Origin of the sequence: Polymorphospora rubra (assembly GCF_018324255.1) — a bacterium.
GTDB lineage: Bacteria > Actinomycetota > Actinomycetes > Mycobacteriales > Micromonosporaceae > Polymorphospora > Polymorphospora rubra.
In genome coordinates, this window is sequence record NZ_AP023359.1 from 1962930 (window position 1) to 1986949 (window position 24020).

Here is a 24020-nt window from a genome sequence, read left to right on the forward strand (position 1 = left end):
CCCGGAGCGAGCGCCTGCGGGGGTGCGCAGCCGCGCCTCGATAAGCCTGCTCATCATGTCCCGACGACCAGTGCAGCCGACGGCGGCCGGCTGCCCCGGCCTGGCACCAGTGCTCGCCCGGTCACCCGTGTTGGCCCAACCAGCGACGGGTTTGGGTGCAGCGACCATGACGGCGGGATGATCCGGGCCGAGGTGATCGCGGTTCGGGTGGCGTCGTACCAGTCGATGAACGCCTGGCGCGGCGCGCGCCCGTCGGACTGGGTGCTCATTGGCGCCGCGCTGCGGCATGTCGCCGTCTTGGGTGCTCCCGCTGCCACTGGTGGGCGGCGGCGGGAGATCTGCTGGGCGCGGTGGGCGGTGCGTACGGGCAGGCAGGGGTAGTGCTGTCCGGTGCAGAGCAGGCTCGTGCATCGGGTTGGTCGTTCGGGGTGGGGCTGGTGGGCGGCGATGACCTTGGTGGCCATGCGCCAGAGCAGTACGTCGGTGACGTCCGCTGGTACGTCTTCGACCTGTTCGTGAGCGGGATGCGTAACGGGCATTTCGACCTCCGGCTGGTGACGGGTGCGGTCGGTCGCCGCGGAAGCCTGGGGTGCGGGCGGTTTCGACGTCGACCAGGACGATGGACGCTCACCTTTTGCCGGAACTCAAGTCGTCCGGGGCGCCCATCCCCCGCTGCTGCCGTACGGGCCGGGGGATGGTGCGTCACGGGCGCCGGGCTGACCCGGTCGCCTGCTGTGCCGTTTGGGCCGCGCTCCGGAACAGGTGTGGGGCCGTGAGGTCGGGTGACGGTGTTCGGGGGTACGGGCCGCAGCGTCGTGCCGGTGGGGCCACTGTTCACGCCTCATCGGCGCTACGGCGGTGGCTGATGTTCGGCGTGCTGGTGGTGTGCCGGGGACGTTGGTCTGCTGGGTGGTGTGCCGTACGGCCGCTGGTCCCGCCGTGGTGTGACGGCCCGGCAGCGGACGCCGTGGTTAGGGTGGTGGCATGGCGCGTAGAAGCCGCACTGATCCCCGCCCCGGCGACGAGGATTTCGTCCCGCTCACCGACGCCGAACGGCGTGCGCACGCCGAGGCGCTGTCGATCGCCCACGCCGGCCACAACTGCGCCGAACAGGCGGCCAGTCTGCGCCAGGCCGGGGAGTACTACGCGATCCTCGGCGAACACGACCTGGCCGAGCAGGTGTTCCGCCAGGCACTCGGGATCGAGGAGGGCGAACCCGGCGCCGCGCAGGCCGACTACGCCTCGTTCCTGCTCGACCGGCACCGACCTGACGAAGCCATGGCCATGATCACCGAAGCGCGTCGGCTCCACCCCGAGCACCCCGACGTGTTCAGTGTCATCGGTGAGGCTCTCGAGGAACACGGGTATGCCCAACAGGCCGTCCGCTGGTTCACCGCCGGCCTCGTATCGCACCACGGCCACCTCACGGATCTCGACCTGGATGACCTACGCGACGACTTCGATACCGAGTTGCTGGCCCGCGGCCGCTACCGGGCACGCCAGTCCCTGGGCCTGCAGCAGGACCACATCGACGCTCTGGTGCAGGAACTACAACGCGACAACGCCGCCACTGCCGACGCCCGTTAGCCCCGGCCGATCATCGAATCGATGATTCCCTGTCGGTGAATCGGGCGCCTGGCTGGACCGGATCACGGCGACGGGCTGACGCTCGTGCGATCCGGTGTTGCCGCGCGAGGGCACGATCCTTCCCATGATTGTCTGGATCAACGGCGCGTTCGGTTCGGGCAAGACGACGGCGGCGGGCCTGCTGACCAAGAGGTTGGACGGGGCGAAGCTGTTCGACCCCGAGTACGTCGGCTTCATGCTGATGCCGTTCGTCGAGTCACCGACCGGCGATTTCCAGGATCTGCCGCTGTGGCGGCACCTCGTGATCGAAGCGATGACCGGCCTGGCCCGGCAGTACCGGCATCCGTGGGTCGCCCCGATGAGCCTGATCAACGCGGCTTACCGGGCCGAGATCCTGGGCGGCATCCGCGGCGCCGGTGTCGAGGTCCATGAGTTCGTGCTCGCCGTACCCGAGGACCGGCTGCGGGCCCGGATCGACACGGACCAGGTGGAGGTGAAGGCGCGCCGGTGGCGACACGACCATGTCGACCAGGCACTGACCACGTTCGGCTCGCTGACCGACGCCACCTTCATCGACGGGACACAGCCGCCCAAAGAGGTGGCCGAGGCCGTCCTGACGCGGCTACGGGGATGACCTCTTCCGTCCGTCGTGCGGCGGGCGGTCGCACGTCCCGGTGTTCCGCCAGCCGAGCCGGACGGACTACGGAACCCGATGTAGGCGGCCGCTGCCACAGGGTAGCGCTGGCCCGTCTCCGGCCAGGGCGACCGGCGCCCATTCGTCTCCCACCTACCAACCGGCGTTTGTCAGACGTGGCGAACGCCTGGCGATCTGACACCGTCCTGACAGGGCCGCTCGACCGCGAACTAGTCCGGATTGTTCGCATTCTCGGCCCAGGTCTGACCGTGACCGTCGCCTGCCGGCGCCCGGAACGGCGGGCGGCCGGATCTGACAGCGGGAGTCGACGGCGCTCTGTCAGATCGGTCGCCGCAACGACCGCGGGTACGCGCGACCCCTGAACCAGAACCCGCGAACACTACCTTCAGTAAGGATCATGCGTTGATCCGAACTGGATGATAGCGGCGTGAGCTGCCCTGTCAGTTTCATGGAATCACTGACAGATACGCTCCGCATCTGTCAGGGGCTAGCGGGGCGTTGTGAGCCCGAGGGCTGTCAGATCCTGTCAGATCGGCAGGCGTTCGCTACGTCTGACAAACGCCGATTGGTAGATGCGGGACAAGCGGGCCGCGCCAACGCCGGCCAACCGGGGTCCGGCCGGACGCGGCGGGCAGCGGCGGACGGCCGTCGAGGGTCGGCGCGGAGGAGACGTCCTTCCACACCGTCGCCCGGCACCGGTCATCGTCCACGGTTCGCCGATCTGTCCCGCGTCAACGGCGTCCCTGGCGGGCAGGGTGGCAGGGGCGCCTGTGACATGTTCGTGTCACAGGCGGCCGGCGATGCCAGCGGCCTCGCCCATGACATCGACGGCGGCTGTCATGGGCGGTCGCGCCCGGCCCCTTGGACATCTCACAGCGCCTCTGCCATTCCGGCCCCCGGGACGCCATGTCAAGAGACGGACGCCGATGGCACGGGTCCCCGGACATCCGATGTCAACCCTGTCTGCCAGGGTGAGTTGAGGCCAGCGGTTCATAGCAAGTCCGTCTGGCAGGGCGAGTTCGGGATCGAGAAGCGTTGACTACTGCTGTTGACATGGTGGTGGCCCAGGATGGGGTCATGAGTCGCAAGAAGGGGCCGCGTTCGGACGGGCCGCGGGCGCGTCGGTCGTTCAGCCCGGGGCAGAAGCTGGACCTGTTGGCCCGGTACGAGGAGGCCGTCGCGGACGGTGACGGTGGGGCGTTCCTGCGGCGGGAGGGTTTGTACTCGTCGTTGATGTCGGAGTGGCGCCGGGCCCGTGACGCCGGCCTGTTGCAGGGCAAGCCGGCCGGACAGACGGTCGGGCGGCCCAGCGCCGAGCAGGCCGAGATCGCCCGGTTGCGGCGTGAGTTGGAGCGTACGCAGGCCCGGTTGGCGCGTACGGAGACGGCGCTGACGATCATGGGAAAAGCGCGCGAGCTCTTGGAGGAGATCTCCAGGAGCGAGCCGGAGGACCCGGACGTGTTCGGGCTCGGCAGACGCTGATGGCCGCCTATCACGGGTTGACCGGTGCGGGGACCACCACACGGAACGCGAAGCGGCTGACCGGGATCGCCCGCTCCAGCGCCGATCGTGACCGGCGCCGGCCGAGTCCGGTCCGCCCGGTGCGGCATACGCCGGCGAACGCGCTCACCCCGGCCGAACGTGAGCAGGTCCTACACGTGTTGAACAGTCCCGAGTTCGTCGACACCGCCCCGGCACAGATCTACGCGGCCCTGTTGGACCGGGGCGTGTACGTCGGGTCGATCGCCACCATGTACCGGATCCTTCGCGAGCACGAGCAGGTCCGGGAACGGCGCCGGCAGGCCCGGCACCCGGCCCGCCAGCGTCCCGAACTGGTCGCCGACGGTCCGCGGCGCGTCTACACCTGGGACATCACGAAACTGCCCGGCCCTGCCAAAGGTGTCTACTACGACGCCTACGTGATGATCGACATCTACTCCCGGTACATCGTCGGTGCACGGGTCCACGCCCGCGAGTCCGGTCCCCTCGCGGAATCGATGATCCGCCAGGTGTTCGACACCCACGGCGTCCCGCACGTCGTGCATGCCGACCGGGGCACCTCGATGACCTCGAAATCCGTCGCCGACCTGCTCGAAGACCTCGACGTGACCCGCTCACACTCCCGGCCAAAGGTGAGCAACGACAACCCGTACAGCGAATCCTGGTTCAAGACGTCGAAGTACGCGCCGGTCTTCCCGGACCGGTTCGCGTCCCTCGCCGACGCCCGAACGTTCATGACCGACTTCGTGACCTGGTACAACCACTGCCACCGGCACTGCGGGATCGGGCTGCACACCCCCGCCGACGTCCACCACGGCCGCCACCACACCGTCCGCGCCGCCCGTGAGGACACCCTGACCGCCGCCCGCGCCGCGAACCCGGAACGGTTCGGCACCAGCCGACTCCTGCCCAAGATCCTCGACCTGCCCGCCCAGGTCTGGATCAACAAGCCAGACCAGAAAACCGAGTCCCTGGTACAAGCTGCTTAACTCCCGCCGGCCTCAATCCCTTGACACGTACCGCAACGGCGCCGACCACTTCTGGCAGAGGTCGAGGCCCCGTGTCAGAGGTGCCTGTCACCGGTGTCCGAGGCACGGCGCCGGGCGGTTGCCGGCGCCGTCTCGGCCGGTGTCCGTCGGCGCGGTCTCGTTCCGGCGGGCGGCGGCCACGTCACGGCTTGGCCACCCGGCGGCGGGCTCGTCGTTCCGGCCGTGGTTCCGGCGCGGTGGGCCGCTGACAGATCCGAGAGGTACCGTCCACGACGACCGGTCCTCGGCCATCCGACGGTTGTGAGCGGCTGTGAGTCCGGCAAGCGTTCGCCAGGGCTCACAAACCCCGGTTTGGTAGATGAGCACGGTCCCCGCCGGACAGCCGGCTCCCCTCCACCACCCCGACGCCGGCGACAGCGGCCCGGCCAAGGCCGGCGCCCGCACGGACGGCACCGCCGGATGACCCGATGGCCGGCGCTCCGCCGCGCGCCCGTACCGCCGCGGTGCCAGCGCCGCGGCTGAGGCGGCCAACCGACTGGTCCTGGCCGTAGGCGGCCGGATCCTCGGCCGGCCGCTCGTGACAGATGTTGACAGATCCCGTTGCGGTGTCGGTGTCGTCGTCGGTGTCCGCCCACATGTGTGCGTCGGTCTTGAGACCGACCCGCAAACGGACCCGTCCGGTCTCTGTCAGTGCCGCACACGCCGCTGCCGGCAGATCCCCGCCCAGCTCAGAGAGACCTTCCCGGTCTCTCCCCTACCCCCACATCCACACGTAAAGAAGAAGAGGAAACCCGTGTCCGACCACGTCCTACGTGCGCAATCCACCCTGACCGCCCGCGACCACACCCTGCTCGGCTGGCTCGCCGACCACGGCGTCATGACCACGCCCCAGATCGCCCACGCCCTGTTCCCGTCCCTGGACTTCGCCCAACGCCGCCTCCACCGCCTCCACACCATCGGCGTCATCGACCGCTTCCGCCCCCTGAAGACCGACGGCGGCACCTACCCCTACCACTACGTCCTCGACCAACTCGGCGCCGAGATCATCGCCGCCCAACGCGACCAGCCGCCACCACGCCCCAGCCACACCAGGACCAGGCGCCGCCGCTGGACCGTCGCCCCCGTCCTTGCCCACCGGCTCGGCGTCAACCAGTTCTTCACCGACCTCGCCGGCCACGCCCGCACCCACCCCGACCACGAACTGCAAAGGTGGTGGTCGGAAGCCAGATGCCGCGAACCCGACAGCTTCCCCAACCCACACGCCAACTTCGACCTCCGCGCCTACCCCGCCCCGATCCACCCCGACGGCCACGGCATCTGGCGAACCGGCGACCACCGAGTGCCGTTCTTCCTCGAACACGACACCGGCACCGAACCCCTCACCGAACTACACCGCAAACTCCGCGGCTACCTCCGCCTCGTCGACTACGGCGGCCCCAGATGGCCGATCCTGTTCTGGCTCCACTCCGCCAAACGCGCCCACCACCTCCACCAACACCTCGGCGACGAAACCCGCTACGTACCCGTGGCCACCGCCAGCCGCGACCACGCCACCCAAGCCGGCCTCAACCCCGCCGGCCGCCTGTGGTGGCTCCACGGCCACAACGGCCTACTCACCCTCGCCGAACTCGCCGAAGCCCTACCCCACCTACAAGACCCCGCCTACGACCCCGACCAAGACGCCGAACCCAACGCCTGAACCCCAAGCACACCACCGAGGGCCCGCCACCCCCGCCCAGGGGACGGCGGGCCCTCGGCCTACACCCGACCATTCAGACAGCTTGGAGCCCGATTCATGAACGCCCGACGACGACGTCCCAGCAGCGACAACGGCCTGGTCTGGACCGCCGACAAGATCCACGCCCTCGGCGTCAGCACCGACCTCGCAACCGCCGCCCACATCTTCAACCTCTCCCTCGCCACCGCCTACCGCCTCGTCAAAACCAACACCTTCCCCGTACCCGTCATCCGCGCCGGCACCCACTACCGCGTCCCCACCGCCCCGATCCTGACCACCCTCGGCCTCACCCCGCCCGACAAGCCCGCGCCCCGTCCACGACGGCAGTTCCGCAAACACCCGACGACGCCCGTGAATCCTGCCGGCTGAAAGAGGTCGGAGCCTTGCCGAGTCCCGTGGTGAACGAGCCCGGCAAGGCTCATGGCCGCAGCCGCGCCCGGCCACTCAAGGGTCGCGATAGCGGAGCGGCCCTTTGCCTTCACGGATTCGGTAGGCCGGCCCCGACTTCCTCACACGTTGGGCTGGTTGAAATCGAGGCAACAATGCGATGCCCCTGCCAAAGCGAGAGGACGCCGATTGCTGGATGCAGAATACTACCATTATGGGCATTTTCGGCATTTTCGAGGAATGTCCAGCAGGGCGATGAGGTCAATACTGCCACGGTATTGTCTTCGATAGATCCGGGCGCCGACTGGCGTTCTATTCGTGGTTGGCCGAATGCGCGCATTCTGCTTGACGATCATGGACGATGGAGGCAGTGGGCAATGGGTCGCAAGCCATACTCCTACGCCTATTGCGATTCCTTGGTCGAGCCACAATTCTAGCGGAAGGAATATCTGTGCAACGCCATCGAAAAGCCGCTACCCCGATTGCTGCGCTAGCCACCTTACTGACCTTCAGTATCACCTTGACGGCATCGCCCGCCTTGGCCGACGACAAGTTGCCTCCGTCGACCGTGCCGCCGGCCGATTCGAGCAACTTCCTCGCCGCCCCAGATGCCCGCCAAGACCTCTTGATGGACCTCAAGTCCTGGATCATCACGCAACCCGGCATCGAGGATAGCGGTTACGTCGAGTCGGTGAATGACTCCGCCCGCCTGTCCACCACGCTGCTGTGGCATGGGCCAGCCAACGAGCTCCAGCATGCGATCCTCGCGGAGGGCAAGCGTCGCGGCATCACGGTGACGATCAAGCAACGCAAGTTCAGCCGTGCGAAACTCCTAGACGCCGCTTCGACCGCAGCGGATAGTGCGGGTCGCGGGGCTTTCAAGGACTATAAGATCAATTCGATTGTTGCATTGGACCCTAACATCGACGGCATCGTCGTTCGCGGCGGCCAGACTCGCTCCTCTGCGACCACCGGTCCGGCGGCGGACCTCGCATTCGCCAAGGCCGCCTCCGCGGAACTGGGGGTCGACGTGACTCTTCAGGCGGCCGGTGTGATCACGCCGTTCGCAACCCGCTCAAACGACAATGCCCCGTTTAATGCCGGCGGCTACATGATCGCCGGCAATGGCACATCCTGTTCTACCGGGTTCGGGATCTGGCTTAATGGAGTCCGGCGCACGACAACCGCACGGCATTGCTGGCAGCACGACTACCGCGCCCGCAACAACAGCTCGACTTCCTACGGCGACGGCCTAGTGAATTCACCCGATGGGGCGGCCCGCGTGATGACGACCGCCGGCTTCTATTGGATGTTTGACGGCGCCTGGAACAATGCGGCAGGCTACAAGAAGACTGTGATCGGCTTCAGTGACGTGAGCACCGGCGACTCGGTGTGCACGAGCGGCGGAAACTCCGGCGTGCGCTGCGGCATCCAGGTCGAGCGAATGTGTGTCCTGTTCAATGACGGTATGGGGTTCGGTAACGTCTGCACCATTGAAGGTCACCAGGTGAACAACGGGCTCGCCGCCATCCAGGGCGATAGCGGCGGCCCAGTCTTCACCACTAGCGGCACGAACCAGGTGCGGGCCACTGGCATGATCCAGGCGGGCGTGGACGGCTGGACGAACTGCACCGGCGTGCACGATGGCGGCTCCAATATCTGTAGCGACCGGATACTCTTTACGTCGATGCGGACGATCACGAACAGTCTTGGGGCCTCACTCGTCGTCGGATGATGCGTCAGGAATTCTGGGGGGCACGAGGCGGCCTTGTCCTCGTGCCCCCAGGGCCGCCTGGCCAGCCGCCGTGAGCGGCCGACGCGAAGAGTGGGTTCGTGGGATCTTGGACCGATGAACAGCGGAATAGGTTCCACAATTCACGCCTCCGGTGACGTTACGTAGGTATGCAACACTGCCCGCGCAAGCACCACGGGGAACAGGGGGCCAGCGTCGGTGACGTTCGAGGAGTTCCTCCACGCCGAAATGGCTGGTTTGTCACGCTTCGCCGGCGCGGTCTGTGGAGACCATCATCTTGCCGAGGACGTGCTGTCCGACGCGCTGGTGACCGTGTCCGCGCGTTGGCACCGTATCGTCCGGATGGATCATCCCCTCGCGTACGTGCGTCGCGTCGTGACCAGGACGTTCCTGTCGGAGCTCCGGAAAACCCGGCGGCGCCGGACCGAGTCCACCGCCGACATGACGAGACTCGACCAGTCGCAGGACGACGCCTCCGGGGTGGTCGGACAGCGCGATGAGGTGCGGCGGCTGCTGTCCGCCCTGACACCGCAGCAACGAACCGCAGTCGTCCTGCGATACATGTTCGACCAGACCGACGGGGAGATCGCCGCCGTGCTGAACTGCTCGGCCGCCACGGTTCGGTCCCATCTCTCGCACGCCCGGTCCACGCTGCGACTGACCGTCACCAAGGAACGAGGCAGATCATGATGGACCTCCACCAACTACGGGATGCGCTGTCCCAGGATGACGCAGATCCGCAGGTCGTTCTGGCGCGGCTGCACGTGAAGCGCCAGGCTCGGCGTAGGCGCCAACTCGTGGCCACCGGGGTGGCGACGCTTAGCGTCCTCGCCGTGACCGCCGGCGGTTTCGCCGGCGGCGGTCACGGCGTTCCAGGACCCCGCGCGGGCGGGGCGGCATCACCGGTCGCGAGCGCCAACGGGCCAGGCTCCACGGCTCCCGGGCCGGTCGGTGCCGCACAGGGCTGTGCCGACATCCCGCTCGCCGACCGGCTCCCGGCCCTTCTCACCGACGGTGCATCGGTGATCGTCGGCCGCGGTGTCCGCACCGGCCGCACCGGCCGCGACGGCGTCATCCACCACGAGATGTCATTGCGGGAGGTCCGCACACTGGCCGGGCCGGAAGTCCCGGACGGCGCCACAGTGTGGGTCGAGACGCCGGAGCTTCCCCCGATGCCCGACCCGATCGCCAGGATCAACCCCGGGCCGCTCTGGGGACCCGACGGCGCGCTGTTCGGTATTGTCCTGCCGCAGAGCCTCACCGGCGGGACGCTCGGCGCCACGATCCTGCAGGCACCCCTGGTCGACGGCCAGGTCATTCTCGGTACGTCGGGCGGGTGCTGGAGCACACGTGACCTGGCCGGAGAGCCGTTCCATGGTCCGCTCACCGAGATCCCGGGCAGCAACACGTATGCCCGTGCCTCGGCGGCAGGTTTCACCGCCGTACCGCTGGCAGAGTTGCAGCGGCTCGCGACCGACTCCTGAAGCGGACATCATTCCAGGCGCCCGGCGTCGCCCGGTTCATGCGGCCAGCGTCGTCATGCCGTCACCGCCAGCCGTGCCATAGCCGCCGAATGGCTCTGCGCCCCTCACTTGCCGCCAGCGTCGACGACACATGTCGTGCCGTCTCTTGCGCTGGCCCGGAGGACCACCTCGACGCCCGATCCCGCCGGCCCCTTTTGGACGTACACCGCGTGGGACCTGGAGGACACGCGGGCGTGGGACGCCCGCCCACCGATCTGCTTGCAGTAGAAGACGACTGAAGGTTGCGGGTAGTCCCGGGCTTCGATCATCTGCCAGCCCGCCGCTGCCGCCGGTTGTCAGTGGCCAGTTCAGATTCCCCACTGGCGGCCAGTTAGCGGGGAGCTAACTGGCCATGGATGGCTACACAACGTTGACCCGGCAGCAGATCGCACCGTGCTCGCAATCCGGCTCCGAGCGGTTTCGTCTGCCGGATGTCGTCGCTGGCGTGTTGGGATGCGACCGCGAAGGCCGGCGTTTGGCCGGGTGTGCTGGCCGTCTCGCGGCCGACGGTGTGGCCGGCCCTACCGTCTCCTGGAGGCCGCTGAACAGCTCGAATCCGGTTCGGTAGCAAGCCGACCCGTACCGCAGCCGCGCAGCGGCGAGGAACGGAAGCGGCGCGGTAGGATCTCCGTCCTGCATGATCGCGCCTCGCCTGATGCCCGGAGACGGCTGCCAGGGCACATTGCCTGGCAGCCTTGTGAGTGCTGCTCTCTGTAGTCGTAGAGCTGGCCGTCCCTGGGGAAATCCTGCTGGCCGCCGACAGCCGGTTGATCGAACCGCTGTCGCAGTTGGTCAGCGCTGTAGACGGCGGGCGTCTTGTACAGCCGCATCACCTCAGCGAAGACCGGACCTGTCGGGCTCCCCCCGTGTCCCGAATCGCAGGTATGACTGTGCGCATACTCGTCAACGAGCCGGCCGCCGTGGGGTACGACGGCGAGCAGAGGTTCATCCTCGTACAGTTCGATCATGCCCGCCTCGTCACGAGGCGGGTAGCAGCCGAACAGCTTCTGCACGATCACCAACGCGCCAGCGGCGACCGTCACGGCCACCCCAACACGCACGACGATCGACTTCCTTGGTCTGTTCATGCCGGCTCCCTCGCCCAGCCCGTGATGAATGCCCGCATGCCGGTGACGTCGGTCTTCGATGTTCCCCAAATCGCCCCGGACGGTGGACTGCAGACGCAGGCCCTTCCGACTTCGCCTGGGACGGGCGACGGCGACCGCATCGTCACGAAGTCCAGCGTAGTGAGGCCAGGTCGTGTTTGGCGGATCGGCTTCGTCCCAGACTGGGACTGCAGGAGCTTCGCCATCATCCCCAACAGGCCACGCCCATGCTCGATCGGACAGCCGGACAAAACCCAACTCCACCAGAGACAACGCTCATCTTCCCGGCATTTGCCCGAGCCCGGCCCCTGACAACCCGACCGCCGCTCTCCGTCCACCGCCGCCCGCGCATTGCGCCAGGCGGCGGTTCTGTCTTTACTCCCGGCCGGATCGGCCTTCCCTGGCCGGCCCGGTGCGGCCTGGGCCGCGGCAGCACGCCGTGGCCCAGGCTCCCCGGCAACAACCCAGCTCGGGCGCCGGTAGGTGGGGTGCTCCGCCCGGGCTGGCGGCGGCCGCACCGGCCGACGACTTGACCTCGGCCGGAAGGCACGCGTCCATATCGATCGACAAATCCGCCGCCCACCACGAGCACACCAAACTTCCGTACGAGGAGAACCCCGACCGATGCCCGACGGCTCACTGACCAAACGCTGCAGCTGCCGCGACACCAACGGCAAACTCATCGGCGTCACCTGCCCCAAACTCCGCCGCACCAACGGCACCTGGAGCGCCGACCACGGCCACTGGCACTACCAGATCGAACTCCCCCCAACCCCCGACAAACGCCGCCGCCAACTACGCCGAGGCGGCTTCCGCACCCGCGCCGACGCCGCCGACGAACTCGACCAGGCCCGCACCCTCATCTCCCTCGCCAACCGCGACCGCGAACGCGGCACCGAAATCGGCGACATGCTCCAAACCATCGCCCACAACCGCCAAGCCCTACCCGACCCCGACGAGATCCGCAGACGCCTACGCGCCGGCGGCTCCCTCGCCGACGCCCCCACCGTCGCCGAATACCTCACCCAATGGCTCACCGGCCTACAAGTCGACGAGAACACCATCCGCAGCTACGAATCCCACGCCCGCAACCACCACATCCCCCACCTCGGCCACATCCCCCTGGACAAACTCCGCCCCCACCACATCAAGAACATGTTCACCGCCATAGAACAACGCGCCAACGAAATCCAAGCGGCCAAGACCAGCCCCGACCCGAAAATCCGCGACAGCGTCAAGGGCATCCGCCCCTGCGGCCCCGCCACCCGCCAACGCATCCGCGCCTCCCTACGCAAGGCCATCAACGACGCCCTCGCCGAAGAGATCATCGTCGGCGTCGCCAACCCCGCCACCCTCGTCAAGACCCGAGGCCACCGCGCACACCCCATCGTCTGGGAACCCGAACGCGTCGCCCACTGGAAAACCACCGGCGACATCCCCGGCCCCGTCATGGTCTGGACCGACGAACTCCTCGTCCAGTTCCTCGACTACGCCGCCGAACACGACCCCGACCTACACCCCCTGTTCCACTTCCTCGCCTACCGCGGCCCCCGCCGCGGCGAAGCCTGCGGCCTACGCGACTCCGAAGTCCGACTCGACAAACGAGAGGTCACCATCAACAACCAGATCGCCACCTACGGCCACCTCGCACGACAGAAACCCCCCAAAAGCAAAGCCGGCAACCGCGACCTCACCCTCGACGCCGACACCACCGCCGTCATGACCGCCTACCGTGCCCGCCGCAACACCCAACGCCTCAAAGCCGGACCCGACTGGCCCGACACCGGCCTGTTCTTCGTACGCCCCAACGGACACCCCTGGCACCCCAACCTCGTCACCCAACGCTTCCGCAAACTCACCCGCAAAGCCGGACTACCACCCATCCGCCTCCACGACCTCCGCCACGGCGCCGCCACCATCGCCCTCGACGCCGGCATCGACATCAAAGTCGTATCCGAACAACTCGGACACACCACCACCACACTCACCCGCGACACGTACCAAAGCGTCACCAAAGAACTCCACCACCAAGCAGCCGACGCAGTCGCGGAGAGGATTAAGAAGAAGCGCAGCCACCTCGCGTGAACACGGCCCTCTATAAGGCGCAAGGCACCGAAGAGCCGTTGGTTACGTACGACTTGGGCCAGATCAGGGACGCCCCGGACCGCCCCCGACACGCCCTAACACCAGAGGCGAGGCTTCCAGCCACTCTGGGCAAGCCCGATGGCGTCCAAGAGCACCTTCTGTCGGCCGAGCATGATGTCAAGGGTCTCGAATGCGGACGTCGGTACCTTCGGCGGGAAGATCAGGCGAGGTTTATGGGCACTAACAGCAGGTGCGTGTCCGCCTGGCTCGTCGCGGCCATCCGGGATGCCCTCGCGGACTGTCTTTTCGCAGTTGACCTGCGCGTTCTCAGCTTGGGCTCGGATCGCCGGGTTCGTCAATCAGCCGGCTCCACTACGGATCAACTGCTCGACGCCCGCCGCGCGCGATAGACCCTTGCCCCAAAGACCGAGGAGTGGTTCTATAGTCTTTGAGCCAATCAGGCATGAGCCGCCGGGAGGTCTAAGTTGTTGCGTATCAAGCTGAGCCAGCGCACGTACGTGGGGGACGAGCAGGGTTCGCACCCGTTCCTGCCCCGTCAGCACGCTGGATGGGATCCGACCATGTCGAAGGAGGAGGTCTACGACGCCGCCCGCGGTTGGTGGCGACTCAATCAGCGCGCCGAACAGGAGCGCTACGCCGTCGTCGTAGCCGGCGGGCAGAGCGTGATGGCCATCCGGATCGCAGAGTGGCGGCAGGAGGGTGACCGGCGCGCGTTCGCTGGCGACATCCTGCAGCCTGGCGACCCTGTGCATGACAAGTTCGTCGGCAAGCCGGACCCGGCGGAGTCTACCAGCCGGTTCCCGGTGCTGTACCTGGCCAACCCGGTTGACATGGCCACCTGCCGCTGCGGTTGCGGCTCGACCGTCGCCCGGGGCGAGTGGGTTCAGGGCCACGACCAGCGGGCGATCCATGACCGCATCCGCGCCGACTTCGGCGGATCGGTTAGCAAGTTCATTGACTGGTACGACGCCAACGGCCCTTTCACCGCCGACGAGTGACCATCTGGGGCCCGGCCGCAGCGGGCCGGGCCCCATCCTCCATCCCGGACGTCGGAGCAACTCCTGTGTCCCGTCTCAGCGAAGTCGCCCCACCACAGTGACGCTGAACTGAGCCTGAGCAAGTTGATTGAGACAGGTGGGGTCGCGGCCGCCGCATCCAAGTTACTTACAGTCGCGTCTGGTCTTGGCCGTCTGAGTGAAACCTGCCCTGAATCACGTTCTCGGTCTGACTGGCCTTGCCCCGATTTGACGGACAGGGTCGATGAGTTGGTCAGGCTACCTTGCTGATCGTGCTGGTGTGGGCGGTGGCTTCGTAGGCGGCGGGGCTGAGGTAGCCGAGGGTGGAGTGACGGCGTCGGGTGTTGTACCAGCCCTCGATCCAGTTGAAGATCGCGGTGTGAGCTGCGGTCCGGGTGGGCCAGGTCTCGCGGTGGAGTAGTTCGGTTTTGATGGTGGCGAAGAACGACTCGGCGACGGCGTTGTCCCAGCACTGGCCTTTGCGTCCGACGGACAGGCGGATTCGGTGCTGGTCGGCCAACCGGGTGTACTGGGCGCTGCCGTATTGACAGCCGCGGTCGCTGTGAAAAATTGGCGGCCGGTCGGGGCGGCGACTGGCGACGGCGTTCGACAACGCCCGGGCGGGTAGGTCGGTGCGTAGGTGGTCGGCGGTGGCCCAGCCGACGACCCGGCGGGAGGCCAGGTCGATCACGGTGGCCAGGTACAGCCAGCCCTCCCGGGTGTGGACGTATGTGATGTCGCCGCACCAGCGGGTGTTCACCGCCGTGGCGGCGGTGGTGAAGTCCCTGCCGATCAGGTCCGGCCGCGCCGGCGCTGTCGGGTCGGCAACGGTGGTCGTGCGCCACCGTTTCGGTGTCCGGCCGCACCTTCCGGCCGCGGCCATGAGCCGGGCGATCCGCTTGCGGGAGTGTCGCCGGCCCTGGGCGCGAAGCTCGGCGTGCACGCGTGGGGCGCCGTAGGTGCTGGCGGACGCGTCGTGCACGACGATGATCCGCTCGGTGAGTTCGACGTCCTGGCGGGCCCGCGGCGACAGGCCCGCGGTGCGGTGCTGATAGTAGGCGGACCGGGAGACCTCCAGCAGCTCACAGGCACGCTTCACATTGCCCTGCCGCGCTTTCTCCGCCTCGATGAACGGGTACACGTTCACCGGGTCTCCCTCACGAAGAAAGCCGTGGCCCGTCTGAGGATGTCGACGTCCTCACGCAGCCGGCGGTTCTCCCGACGCAACCGCGCCAACTCCTCCCGCTCCGCACTGGTCAACCCGTCCGAACGGGCACCAGCGTCGAGGTCGGCCTGCTTCACCCAGTCCCGCACCGCCGTCTCGGTCAGATCGAAATCCTTCGCGACCTGACCGACCGTGCGGTCACCCCGCCGGCACACCTCGACGATCTCCGCCTTGAACTCCGGCGTGAACGCCCTCCGCGGCCGACGCGGCTTTCTCCCCATGCCTTCCATGATGAACATCCTTCCCGAGGGCACACAGCCCCGCGGATCTCAGATGTCCGTCAAACCGGGTCAAGCCCACGAGTGGTTCCTGTGGACTGACGAACTGAGCGCCTTTGTCAGCACCTTGTGTCGAGAGCACTGCTCGGAGCGAAGTTAGCGGGCCGGCTGCCGTCAGACTCAGATAACCAAGATTAACTGAGATCCGTCAGGCACCCAAGTCACGACCACCTCGATCTTGACAGCGACATGCGCCGATGACGGGGGTGCTGACCGGCATTGTCAGACTGGGCTTCCCCTGAGATGTGGACACCAGAAGGCGTGCAAATGAGGCAGATCGACCGCGCGGACGTGAGCGATCCAGAGCGAGAGCCGGTCGGCATTTCCTGTGTGAGGCGTCAGAAGTTCGGCGAAGCCTTCGACAATGGCGGCCAGTTTGGTCATCTCGGGGCAGGCTGCGGTGAGCCGTGCCAGGAGATCTTGTTGTTCGGGTTTGAGGTTATCGGGTCTGGTGAGGATCATCCGGGCGAGCCGGCGTGGGGAGATGTGGCTGCGGTCGGCGCCCGCGCGGCCTTGGTTGATGTACTTGTGCAGCAGGTGAAGGCAGCCGGTGTAGCCGAGGGGCCTTGATCTCTTCGAAGAGGTGCGCGATGGGGGCGGCGGGGGTCTCGAGCCGGCGGTTGCGTAGGTGTTCGCGGTAGGGGTCGACGAGGGTGGCGCGGTATTTGGGGACGCGGAGCATCCGTTCGGACCGGTCGGCTCGCGCGTAGCGTTTGACAGTGTTCAGGGCCAGTTGCAGGCGGCGGGCGCATTCCAGCAGGCCCACGCCCTGGTCGAGCAGGCTGTGGACCTGGTGCCAGCGTTCCAGGGTCGTCTGGCGCGGGGCCCGTCATACATCGGCGCGTCCAGTACGGCGGCCCAGCAGGTGCTGTGCACCTACGCCTCGTCCAGGGTGGCTTCGCGCAGGTTGCGTCACAGCTGCCACCTGTCGGCGACCTGGACCGCGTCGGGCAGGGCGCGGCGGATGGTCTCGGCACAGGTAGCGGAGCCGTCACGGCATACGACCTCGACGCCCGGATGCTTGCGCACCCATGCTTCAAGGGTGTCGGCGGTGCGGTCGGGCAGCACGTCGATGCGCTCATGTGTCTCGGCGTCGATCACCACGGTGCCATAGCGGTGCCGCCGCCGCAGAGCGAAATCGTCGACGCCGATCACCGGGGCGTCCGCCCGCCGGCAACGGGATACGCAGCAGGGCCGGCGGGACAGGCTACCGCGAGTATCGCCAGCAGACGTGCCCCTGCCCGGCCCGCCAGCTCCTTGACCACAGCCTTGACCTGTCTGGACAGATGGGCCGTGCGTCGCTGGTAACGCTCCAGCATCCCGGGCATCTGCTCACGAAAGGTCTGCCGGCAGCCACGTGTGGGACAGACCAGGCGCCGCACCTGCACACGGAGCACCACCCGCCGTCCGTCGGTGGGCACGTCGGCCAACGCCCGCAGATGAAGTCCGTGCACCCGCCCCAACGACGCCCCACACAACGGACAGACCGCGGCGCCCCGTGGAGTCCGTGCCCGCACCACGATCCGCTCGCCCTCGTCGGCCACATCCTCTATGACCAGCGGAGAAGAACCCGAACCACCGTCCGCACAAGCACGTTGACATCCTTCATCTTCATGCGGGTGCCAACGCCCTGACGACTCTCCGTCACCGCCGACTGTGAGACAAGGCCGTTACCCGGACAGCCCCTGACGATCCGCCCGACAAGTAAGCCATATCCGTTCTGCCCGAAATTAGGCGGATTGTAGATCGGCCAGCTATACAGCCCTCTTTGCGGCAGTGGCGATCATGTGAATGTACCGGAGGTCAGGGTTATGCTGTAGGGCTGGCGCAAGACGATCACGAAGTACCTTGCCAGCGGGCTGGAAGCTCACGAGAGGGGCAGCAGTGAGTGGCGCAAGGTTGGAGGATCTCACGCCGGGCAGCATAGTGAGCGGGGTGACGGCAGCCGGCTCGGTGGTCGTGGTGGCTGCGAAGTGGTACGGCGGCAACGCCGTGAACGTCACCTACCGCGACGAGGGCGGTCAGGTTGCCGATCAGCTGCTCTACCGCGACAACGAGGCCCGTCTGCGCGTGCAGGAGGCTTCCTCGGCCTACGGGTTCGACGGCGATGGCGCGCTGTTTAAGCTGGCCGCCGAGGCCTTACGCATCCAGATGGCGGCCAGGTTCGATCCAATGCTCGCGGTCACTACCAGCGACTTGGAGCCGCTGCCCCACCAGATTCAGGCGGTGTACGGCGACCTGCTGGACCGCAGCCCGCTTCGGTTCGTGCTCGCCGACGACCCTGGTGCCGGCAAGACGATCATGGCTGGTCTCTATATCAAGGAGCTGATGCTTCGTGGTGACTTGGAGCGCTGCCTCATCGTGGCGCCCGGTGGGCTTGTCGATCAGTGGCAGGAAGAATTGCTCGACAAGTTCGGCCTCCGATTTGAGGTGTTGACCCGCGACCTGATCGCCAGCCAGATCGATCAGAGCGTGTTCGACAAGTTCCCTCTGCTCATCGGCCGCATGGATCAGCTGGCCCGCTCGGAGGAGTTGCAGGAGCAGCTCGCGCGAAGCGACTGGGACGTCGTAGTCGTGGACGAGGCGCACCGCATGTCAGCCAGCTACTTCGGCGACGAGTTGAAGAAGACGAAGCGGTACGTTCTGGGTGAGCTGCTCGGCAAGCACACCCGGCACCTGCTGCTGATGACAGCGACCCCGCACGCCGGCAACGAGGCAAGTTTCCAGCTGTTCATGGGCCTGCTCGACTCCGACCGGTTCGAGGGCCGCTACCGCGACGGTGTCAGCTCGACCGATACCGACGGCCTCATGCGTCGCATGGTCAAGGAAGACCTGCTCACCTTCGAAGGTAAGCCGCTGTTTCCCGAACGCCGGGCGTACACGGTGCCGTACCAGCTCTCCGAACCCGAGTGGGAGCTGTACGAGGTGGTCACCGAGTACGTGCGCGAACAGATGGGCAAGGCCCAACAACTCGCCGAACGCGGCGAGAGCCGGCGGGGCAACACTGTCGGCTTCGCCCTGACCGTCCTGCAGCGGCGCCTGGCCTCCAGCCCCGAGGCGATCCTTCAGTCGCTGGTACGCCGCCACCGCCGGTTGCAGTTGCTCCGCCAGGAACTGATCGTCAATGGCGCACCGGACGGTGGACTGCGTGATCGTCTCGCGGGCATCCTCAGCCGAGGGCCGGTGGACTATGATGCTGCGCTGGAAGACATGCCCAGCGCCGAGCGTGAGCAGCTCGAAGACGACGTGGTGAACGCCGCCACCACCGCCCAAACCCTCGCCGAGTTGGACAAGGAGATCGCCATCCTCGCCGACCTGGTCGAGGTTGCGCGCCGCGTCCGGGACCTGGGTACCGACAAGAAGTGGACCGAGCTGAGCGAGCTGCTGCTCAGCCATCCCATGATCCGCGATAGTGACGGCACTCCCCGCAAACTGATCGTCTTCACGGAGCACCGAGACACCCTGGAGTACCTGGTCGGCCGTATCCGCGCCCTGCTCGGCAGCGAGGAGGCCGTCGTGTCCATCCACGGCGGCGTGTCCCGGGACAACCGCCGCAAGATCAAGGAGCTATTTACGCAGGACAAGGACTGTCGAATCCTGGTGGCCACCGACGCCGCCGGCGAAGGCCTCAACCTTCAGCGGGCCAACCTGATGGTCAACTACGACCTGCCGTGGAACCCCAACCGGATCGAACAGCGCTTCGGCCGCATCCATCGCATCGGGCAGACCGAGGTCTGCCACCTGTGGAACCTCGTCGCCGAGGACACCCGGGAGGGTGCTGTCTTTATCCGCCTCCTTCACAAGATCGATGAGCAGCGTCGCGCGTACAAGGGCAAGGTCTTCGACGTGCTCGGCGAGGCGTTCCAGGACCAGCCGCTGCGGGGACTTCTCATGCAGGCCATCCAGTATGGTGACCGGCCCGAGGTCCGTGACCGGCTCAACCAGGTCATCGATGCATCGGTGGGCGAGGGTTTGGAGAAGTTGCTCGCCGAGCGCGCCCTGGCGCACCAGAAGCTGGCCGAGTCTGACGTCGCGACCTGGAGACTGCGGATGGAGGAGGCGCGGGCTCGTCGCCTGCAACCGCACTACATCAAGGCGTTCTTCATCGCCGCATTTAAGCTGCTGGGAGGCCGGATCTCCGAGCGCGAACCGGGCCGCTACGAGATCACTCACGTTCCCGGCGACGTACTAGGCTACGAGCGACTCATAAAGATCGGCACACGGGTCCTGCGCCGATACGAGCGCGTAACCTTCGACCGGGACCTTGTCCGCCCCGCAGGCGTGTCTCAGGCCGACCTCGTCGCCCCCGGTCACCCGCTTCTCGACACGGTTGTTGCCCTGATCGTCGAGCGCTACGGCACGCAACTAAAGCAAGGGGCCGTGCTGGTTAACCGTCGCGACGTCGGTGAAGAGCCGCACCTGCTCGTCGCTGTCGCCCAGGAGATCGCCGACGGGGACGAACGACCCCGCACCATCAGCAAGCGGTTCGATTTCATCGAGATTGGCGAGTTCCGTGCCCGTGCCGCAGGTTCCGCCCCTTACCTCGATTACGTGCCGGCAGGTGAGGAGGAGCGGCGCCTCGTAGCGGCGGTAACCCAGCAGGTTTGGCTTGCCAGCGGCGTGGAGGACATCGCGATCAGCTGGGCGATCTCCGACGGGCTGGCGACGCACGTGTCGGAGATCCAGCAGCGGGTGTCGATCGAGACCGAACGCACCCGGCGTCTGGTCCGCCAGCGTCTTCTCCAAGAGATCAACTACTGGGACTCTCGGCACGCCGATCTCCGTGACGCCGAAGCCGCTGGCAAGTCGGTAAAGATCAAGTCTGAGATCGCAGCGCGGCGCGCACGGGACCTTGAACAGCGTCTGGAACGCCGCATGGTCGAACTCGACTGTGCCGAGAGGCTCCAGGTCCGGCCACCGCGGGTGGCTGGCGCCGCGTTGGTCATCCCGCAAGGGCTGCTCGACCGGCTGGCCGGCCTTCGGGACGGCCCGCCGGAGGCGTACGCCCGAGACACCGCGCTGGTGGAACGACGCGCCGTCGATCTGGTCCTGCAGGAGGAGCGCAAACTGGGACGGAACCCGGAGGAGATGGCTCACAACAACCCCGGCTACGATGTTCGCTCACGCACGGTCGATGATCGGTGGGTGTTCATCGAGGTAAAGGGCCGCACCGCGGGCGCTGAGAACTTCCACGTCACCCGCACCGAGGTCCTCACCGGGAAGAACTCCGGTACAAGCTTCCGTCTGGCCCTGGTCAGCGTTCACCCAGATGGGTCTGAGCGCGACGAGGTCCGGTACGTCGTAGACCCGTTCAAGGACGTGGACTTCGGCAGCTTCGACGCCACCGAGCTCGGCGGCGACTGGGCCAAGACGTGGCGACGAGGAGGAGAGCCGGTATGACGCGAGGGGGCAGCAACGGCTACCAGCGCAAGCTAATCGACGTAACGCTTCCGCTGACGCAAATCAGCTATGCCAGCATCGCGTACAAAGAGCGCAAGGTCGGCACGATCAAGAACCTGCACAAGTGGTTCGCTCCGATGCCGACGCCTGCCCTCCGTGCGCTGATCTTCGCCTCGCTGGTCGATGATCCTGGACCAGGAAGCCAGCGTGAGGAACTCGTTGAGCTCGTCAAGCAGCTGGTGCCGATCAACGGCATGGCGCCGCCTGATGAGGTTCTCGTCAAGGCCAGACTGCTGATCGAGAAGTCGAACCCCGAGCTTCCCACTGTCCTGGACCCGTTTGCCGGCGGAGGCTCTACCATCGTCGAGGCGCTGAGACTGGGGCTGCCAGGGATAAGTTCCGACCTCAATCCCGTGGCCGTGGTTGCGACTCGAACCCTGGGCGAACTGCTGCCGCCAATTGCCCATGCGTCATCCATCTCTCAGCGGCAACGCCAGAAGCGCACCCATGACGTCCCTTACGACGGATTCGCCGACGACGTGCGGCACTACGGAGATCTCGTTCAGAGTGCGGTGCGGCAGCGGCTCGGCGACTACTACCCCGTACCAGTTTCTGGCGAGCCGGTGGCCTGGCTGTGGGCGCGCACCGTGCCCTGCGCCAACCCGATGTGTCCGGTCCATGTACCTCTTTACGGCTCGCCCTGGCTAAGCAAACAGCGTGGTCGCGAGGTAACGATTGAGCTTGCCGTGCGTGGCGGTGAGGTGCATTTCGAAATCCGCCAAGGCAAGAATAGCCTTGCGAAGTCAACGAAAGGAGCCGGACGAGCTCAGTTCAACTGCCCCCGCTGCTCAACGCCGATCGGCGAGCGGGAACTCCGACAGGCCGGCAGAGACGGAAAGCTGGGGCTACAGCTTATGGCTCTGTGCGTGGATACCAAGCAGGGTCGGACCTTCTTGGCCGCCGATGAGGTGCCGCGCTCTGATCTCGCCATCGACGTTCCTGACGATCTCGACGAGATCACGCTTGGGGCTAACACCAAGAACTTTAGCCACCCTCTCTACGGGCTGGACTACCAGACCGACCTTTACACTCCCCGTCAACTAGCAGTGCTGACCGCATTCGCCGACGAAGTGTCGGCTACCTATGACCGAATAGTCGACGACGGTGGAAGCGCCAGCTACGCGCGGGCAGTGGTGACAGTTCTCGGGATCTGTGTAAGCAAGATGGCCCAAGCCAACTCTACGTTGGTTCGCTGGCGGACCCGAGTCGGCCCGTCAAAGCCTGAGCCCGCCTTTGGCTCCCAAGCAATGCCCATGCTTTGGGACTTTGCTGAGGCATACCCTTTCGGCAACTCCGTCGGGAGTTGGTCAGCGCAGATCAACTCGGTAACTTCCGTTTTCCGGTCGCTGCCATCGGACGCTACACCTGGCCGGGTCGTCCAGGTCGACGCTCGCCGCGCGGGTGACCTTGTCCAGCCGGGAACGGCGCTGATCGTTACGGATCCTCCGTACTTCGGACAGATCAACTACGCCGACCTCAGTGACTATTTCTACTTGTGGCTCCGCCGCGCCCTTCGTCTCGTGCATCCAGACCTGTTCGGCACCATCGCCACCCCCAAGTCGATCGAGTTGGTCGCAAACCCTGCTCGACATGCCGGCAGCAAGGATGCGGCGCAGCGGTATTTCGTCGACGGGTTCACTGAGGTGTTCAGATCGCTTCAGAAGGCATCGAGGCCTGATCTGCCCATCGTGGTGGCCTATGCGGCTAAGCAGGACGACGCCGACGCTGGCGGAGCCGTGTCCTCGGCCTGGGTCTCCATGCTCCGAGCGGTGCTCGCATCGGGCCTGGCGGTCGTCGGTACGATGCCGATCGAATCGACGATGAGCACGCGACAGGTAAGTCAAGGCGCGAACGCTCTCGCTTCCTACATCATCCTCGTGTGCCGGCCTCGGCAGGCCGAGGATGTCGCTGACAAGGGCACGTTCCTCTCTCGCCTCCAGAAGGAACTTCCGGAGGCCGTCGAAGCGCTCCGCAAGGGTGGAGTGTCGCCGCTCGACATGGGGCAAGCGGCGATGGGGCCTGGCATGAAAATCTTCTCTGAGTACAAGGAGGTCTTGCTGCCGGACGGCAGGCCGATGGAGGTCCGTGACGCCCTGATCGAGATCGACAAGGCGGCTACCGCCGTAATCGACGGTGAAGAGGCAGAGTACGACGCTGCCACAAGATTCTGTCTGCGGTGGTTCCGGCAGTTCGGCTTCGATCGTGGAGCGTACGGTGACGCCGACGTGGTGCTCCGCCAGACTGGCACGGCCATCCGCGATCTTGTGGGAGCGGGAATTGTGAGCAACGCGCCCGCAGGGTCTGTCAGCCTTCTCGGCGTCGATGAACTCCCGGCCGATTACGACCCACTTGACGATGGTCGGATCTCCCACTGGGAAGTGGCAATGCACCTCGCTAAGGTCTTCGACGATCGAGGAATTGACGGTGCGGCTCGCCTTGTCGCGGCGGTGCGTTCCCGCAGCGACGATGCTATCAGCATCGACCGAGCAAACCGCCTGGTCCACCGCATATTCAAGATTGCAGATCGGCGCTTCCAGAAAACGGCCACGCTGTTTAACCAACTTGGCACGGCGTGGCCCGACATCATCGCGACTGCCCAGAACATGGGTGCCATTGCGACCTATGCGCGTCCGGATGCCGACGACCTCTTCTCGATTTGGGAGACCGACAACGAGTAGCATCGTGGGGCGATCAGGT

General features: G+C 66.4%; 16 protein-coding genes and 1 pseudogene. 12 read left to right on the top strand and 5 right to left on the bottom strand.

From position 1 onward, the window contains the following. Positions 1 to 53: 53 nt before the first annotated feature. Entirely contained in the window at positions 54 to 539 is a 486-nt protein-coding gene (locus Prubr_RS08935) for a hypothetical protein (protein WP_212823659.1), read from the bottom strand. A gap of 445 nt (positions 540 to 984) precedes the next feature. Between Prubr_RS08935 and Prubr_RS08940 the strand changes: the two genes are divergently transcribed. From Prubr_RS08940 to Prubr_RS08975, 8 genes are all read left to right on the top strand, one after another. Then, on the top strand, positions 985 to 1587 hold the full coding sequence (locus Prubr_RS08940) for a tetratricopeptide repeat protein (protein ID WP_212823660.1): 603 nt from the start codon (positions 985 to 987) through the stop codon (positions 1585 to 1587). Positions 1588 to 1711: 124 nt separating this feature from the next. Further along, entirely contained in the window at positions 1712 to 2221 is a 510-nt protein-coding gene (locus tag Prubr_RS08945; protein ID WP_212823663.1) for a P-loop nucleotide/nucleoside kinase family protein, read from the top strand. Positions 2222 to 3319: 1098 nt separating this feature from the next. Then, positions 3320 to 4731, top strand: a protein-coding gene (locus Prubr_RS08950) for an IS3 family transposase (protein ID WP_212823665.1) whose coding sequence is annotated in 2 segments (ribosomal slippage) — positions 3320 to 3670 and positions 3673 to 4731 — 1410 coding nt in all. Because the reading frame shifts where the segments join, the coding sequence is not laid out codon by codon here. A gap of 793 nt (positions 4732 to 5524) precedes the next feature. Then, positions 5525 to 6430 carry a replication-relaxation family protein gene (locus tag Prubr_RS08955; protein WP_212823680.1) on the top strand — a complete coding sequence of 302 codons (906 nt, stop codon included), beginning with the start codon at positions 5525 to 5527 and terminating at the stop codon, positions 6428 to 6430. A 96-nt stretch (positions 6431 to 6526) separates the two neighbouring features. Next, positions 6527 to 6838: a MerR family transcriptional regulator gene (locus Prubr_RS08960; protein WP_212823682.1), complete on the top strand. Its 312-nt coding sequence runs from the start codon at positions 6527 to 6529 to the stop codon at positions 6836 to 6838. Between the two features lie 469 nt (positions 6839 to 7307). Next, positions 7308 to 8591: a chymotrypsin family serine protease gene (locus tag Prubr_RS08965; protein ID WP_212823684.1), complete on the top strand. Its 1284-nt coding sequence runs from the start codon at positions 7308 to 7310 to the stop codon at positions 8589 to 8591. A 216-nt stretch (positions 8592 to 8807) separates the two neighbouring features. After that, positions 8808 to 9299 (top strand): sigma-70 family RNA polymerase sigma factor, encoded by a 492-nt coding sequence (locus Prubr_RS08970; RefSeq protein ID WP_212823703.1) that lies wholly within the window; start codon positions 8808 to 8810, stop codon positions 9297 to 9299. A gap of 143 nt (positions 9300 to 9442) precedes the next feature. Next, positions 9443 to 10093, top strand: a complete 651-nt coding sequence (locus tag Prubr_RS08975) for a hypothetical protein (protein WP_212823705.1) — start codon at positions 9443 to 9445, stop codon at positions 10091 to 10093. A gap of 560 nt (positions 10094 to 10653) precedes the next feature. On the opposite strand, the gene Prubr_RS08980 is transcribed toward Prubr_RS08975, so the two are convergent. Further along, positions 10654 to 11220, bottom strand: coding sequence for a hypothetical protein (locus tag Prubr_RS08980; RefSeq protein ID WP_212823708.1), 567 nt, complete (start codon positions 11218 to 11220; stop codon positions 10654 to 10656). Between the two features lie 642 nt (positions 11221 to 11862). Between Prubr_RS08980 and Prubr_RS08985 the strand changes: the two genes are divergently transcribed. Both Prubr_RS08985 and Prubr_RS08990 read left to right on the top strand, forming a co-directional pair. After that, positions 11863 to 13323 (top strand): tyrosine-type recombinase/integrase, encoded by a 1461-nt coding sequence (locus Prubr_RS08985; RefSeq protein ID WP_212823710.1) that lies wholly within the window; start codon positions 11863 to 11865, stop codon positions 13321 to 13323. Positions 13324 to 13811: 488 nt separating this feature from the next. Further along, the gene (locus Prubr_RS08990; protein ID WP_212823712.1) at positions 13812 to 14342 is read left to right on the top strand and encodes a hypothetical protein; all 531 of its coding nucleotides are present in this window, start codon (positions 13812 to 13814) and stop codon (positions 14340 to 14342) included. Positions 14343 to 14613: 271 nt separating this feature from the next. Here the strand turns inward: Prubr_RS08990 and Prubr_RS08995 are convergent, their stop codons facing one another. The 3 genes and pseudogenes from Prubr_RS08995 to Prubr_RS09005 all read right to left on the bottom strand — a co-directional run. Next, positions 14614 to 15507 (bottom strand): IS3 family transposase, encoded by an 894-nt coding sequence (locus tag Prubr_RS08995; protein ID WP_212823722.1) that lies wholly within the window; start codon positions 15505 to 15507, stop codon positions 14614 to 14616. Then, positions 15504 to 15806: a transposase gene (locus tag Prubr_RS09000; RefSeq protein ID WP_212823724.1), complete on the bottom strand. Its 303-nt coding sequence runs from the start codon at positions 15804 to 15806 to the stop codon at positions 15504 to 15506. Before Prubr_RS09000 ends, Prubr_RS08995 begins: the two co-directional genes overlap by 4 nt. A gap of 312 nt (positions 15807 to 16118) precedes the next feature. After that, positions 16119 to 17472 (bottom strand): annotated as a pseudogene (locus tag Prubr_RS09005) (ISL3 family transposase); the annotation flags it as partial. 326 nt (positions 17473 to 17798) lie between these two features. On the opposite strand from Prubr_RS09005, the gene Prubr_RS09010 reads away from it, so the two are divergent. Both Prubr_RS09010 and Prubr_RS09015 read left to right on the top strand, forming a co-directional pair. Beyond that, positions 17799 to 21263, top strand: a complete 3465-nt coding sequence (locus tag Prubr_RS09010; RefSeq protein WP_212823731.1) for a helicase-related protein — start codon at positions 17799 to 17801, stop codon at positions 21261 to 21263. Then, the gene (locus Prubr_RS09015; RefSeq protein ID WP_212823733.1) at positions 21260 to 24001 is read left to right on the top strand and encodes a DUF1156 domain-containing protein; all 2742 of its coding nucleotides are present in this window, start codon (positions 21260 to 21262) and stop codon (positions 23999 to 24001) included. Before Prubr_RS09010 ends, Prubr_RS09015 begins: the two co-directional genes overlap by 4 nt. The last annotated feature ends 19 nt before the right edge of the window (positions 24002 to 24020 follow it).

Excerpts from the sequence above, each read along its gene's own strand:
- Prubr_RS08935 (WP_212823659.1), bottom strand. The coding sequence starts at position 539 with ATGCCCGTTACGCATCCCGCTCACGAACAGGTCGAAGACGTACCAGCG.
- Prubr_RS08940 (WP_212823660.1), top strand. The coding sequence starts at position 985 with ATGGCGCGTAGAAGCCGCACTGATCCCCGCCCCGGCGACGAGGATTTC.
- Prubr_RS08945 (WP_212823663.1), top strand. The coding sequence starts at position 1,712 with ATGATTGTCTGGATCAACGGCGCGTTCGGTTCGGGCAAGACGACGGCG.
- Prubr_RS08960 (WP_212823682.1), top strand. The coding sequence starts at position 6,527 with ATGAACGCCCGACGACGACGTCCCAGCAGCGACAACGGCCTGGTCTGG.
- Prubr_RS08980 (WP_212823708.1), bottom strand. The coding sequence starts at position 11,220 with ATGAACAGACCAAGGAAGTCGATCGTCGTGCGTGTTGGGGTGGCCGTG.
- Prubr_RS08985 (WP_212823710.1), top strand. The coding sequence starts at position 11,863 with ATGCCCGACGGCTCACTGACCAAACGCTGCAGCTGCCGCGACACCAAC.
- Prubr_RS09000 (WP_212823724.1), bottom strand. The coding sequence starts at position 15,806 with ATGGGGAGAAAGCCGCGTCGGCCGCGGAGGGCGTTCACGCCGGAGTTC.
- Prubr_RS09015 (WP_212823733.1), top strand. The coding sequence starts at position 21,260 with ATGACGCGAGGGGGCAGCAACGGCTACCAGCGCAAGCTAATCGACGTA.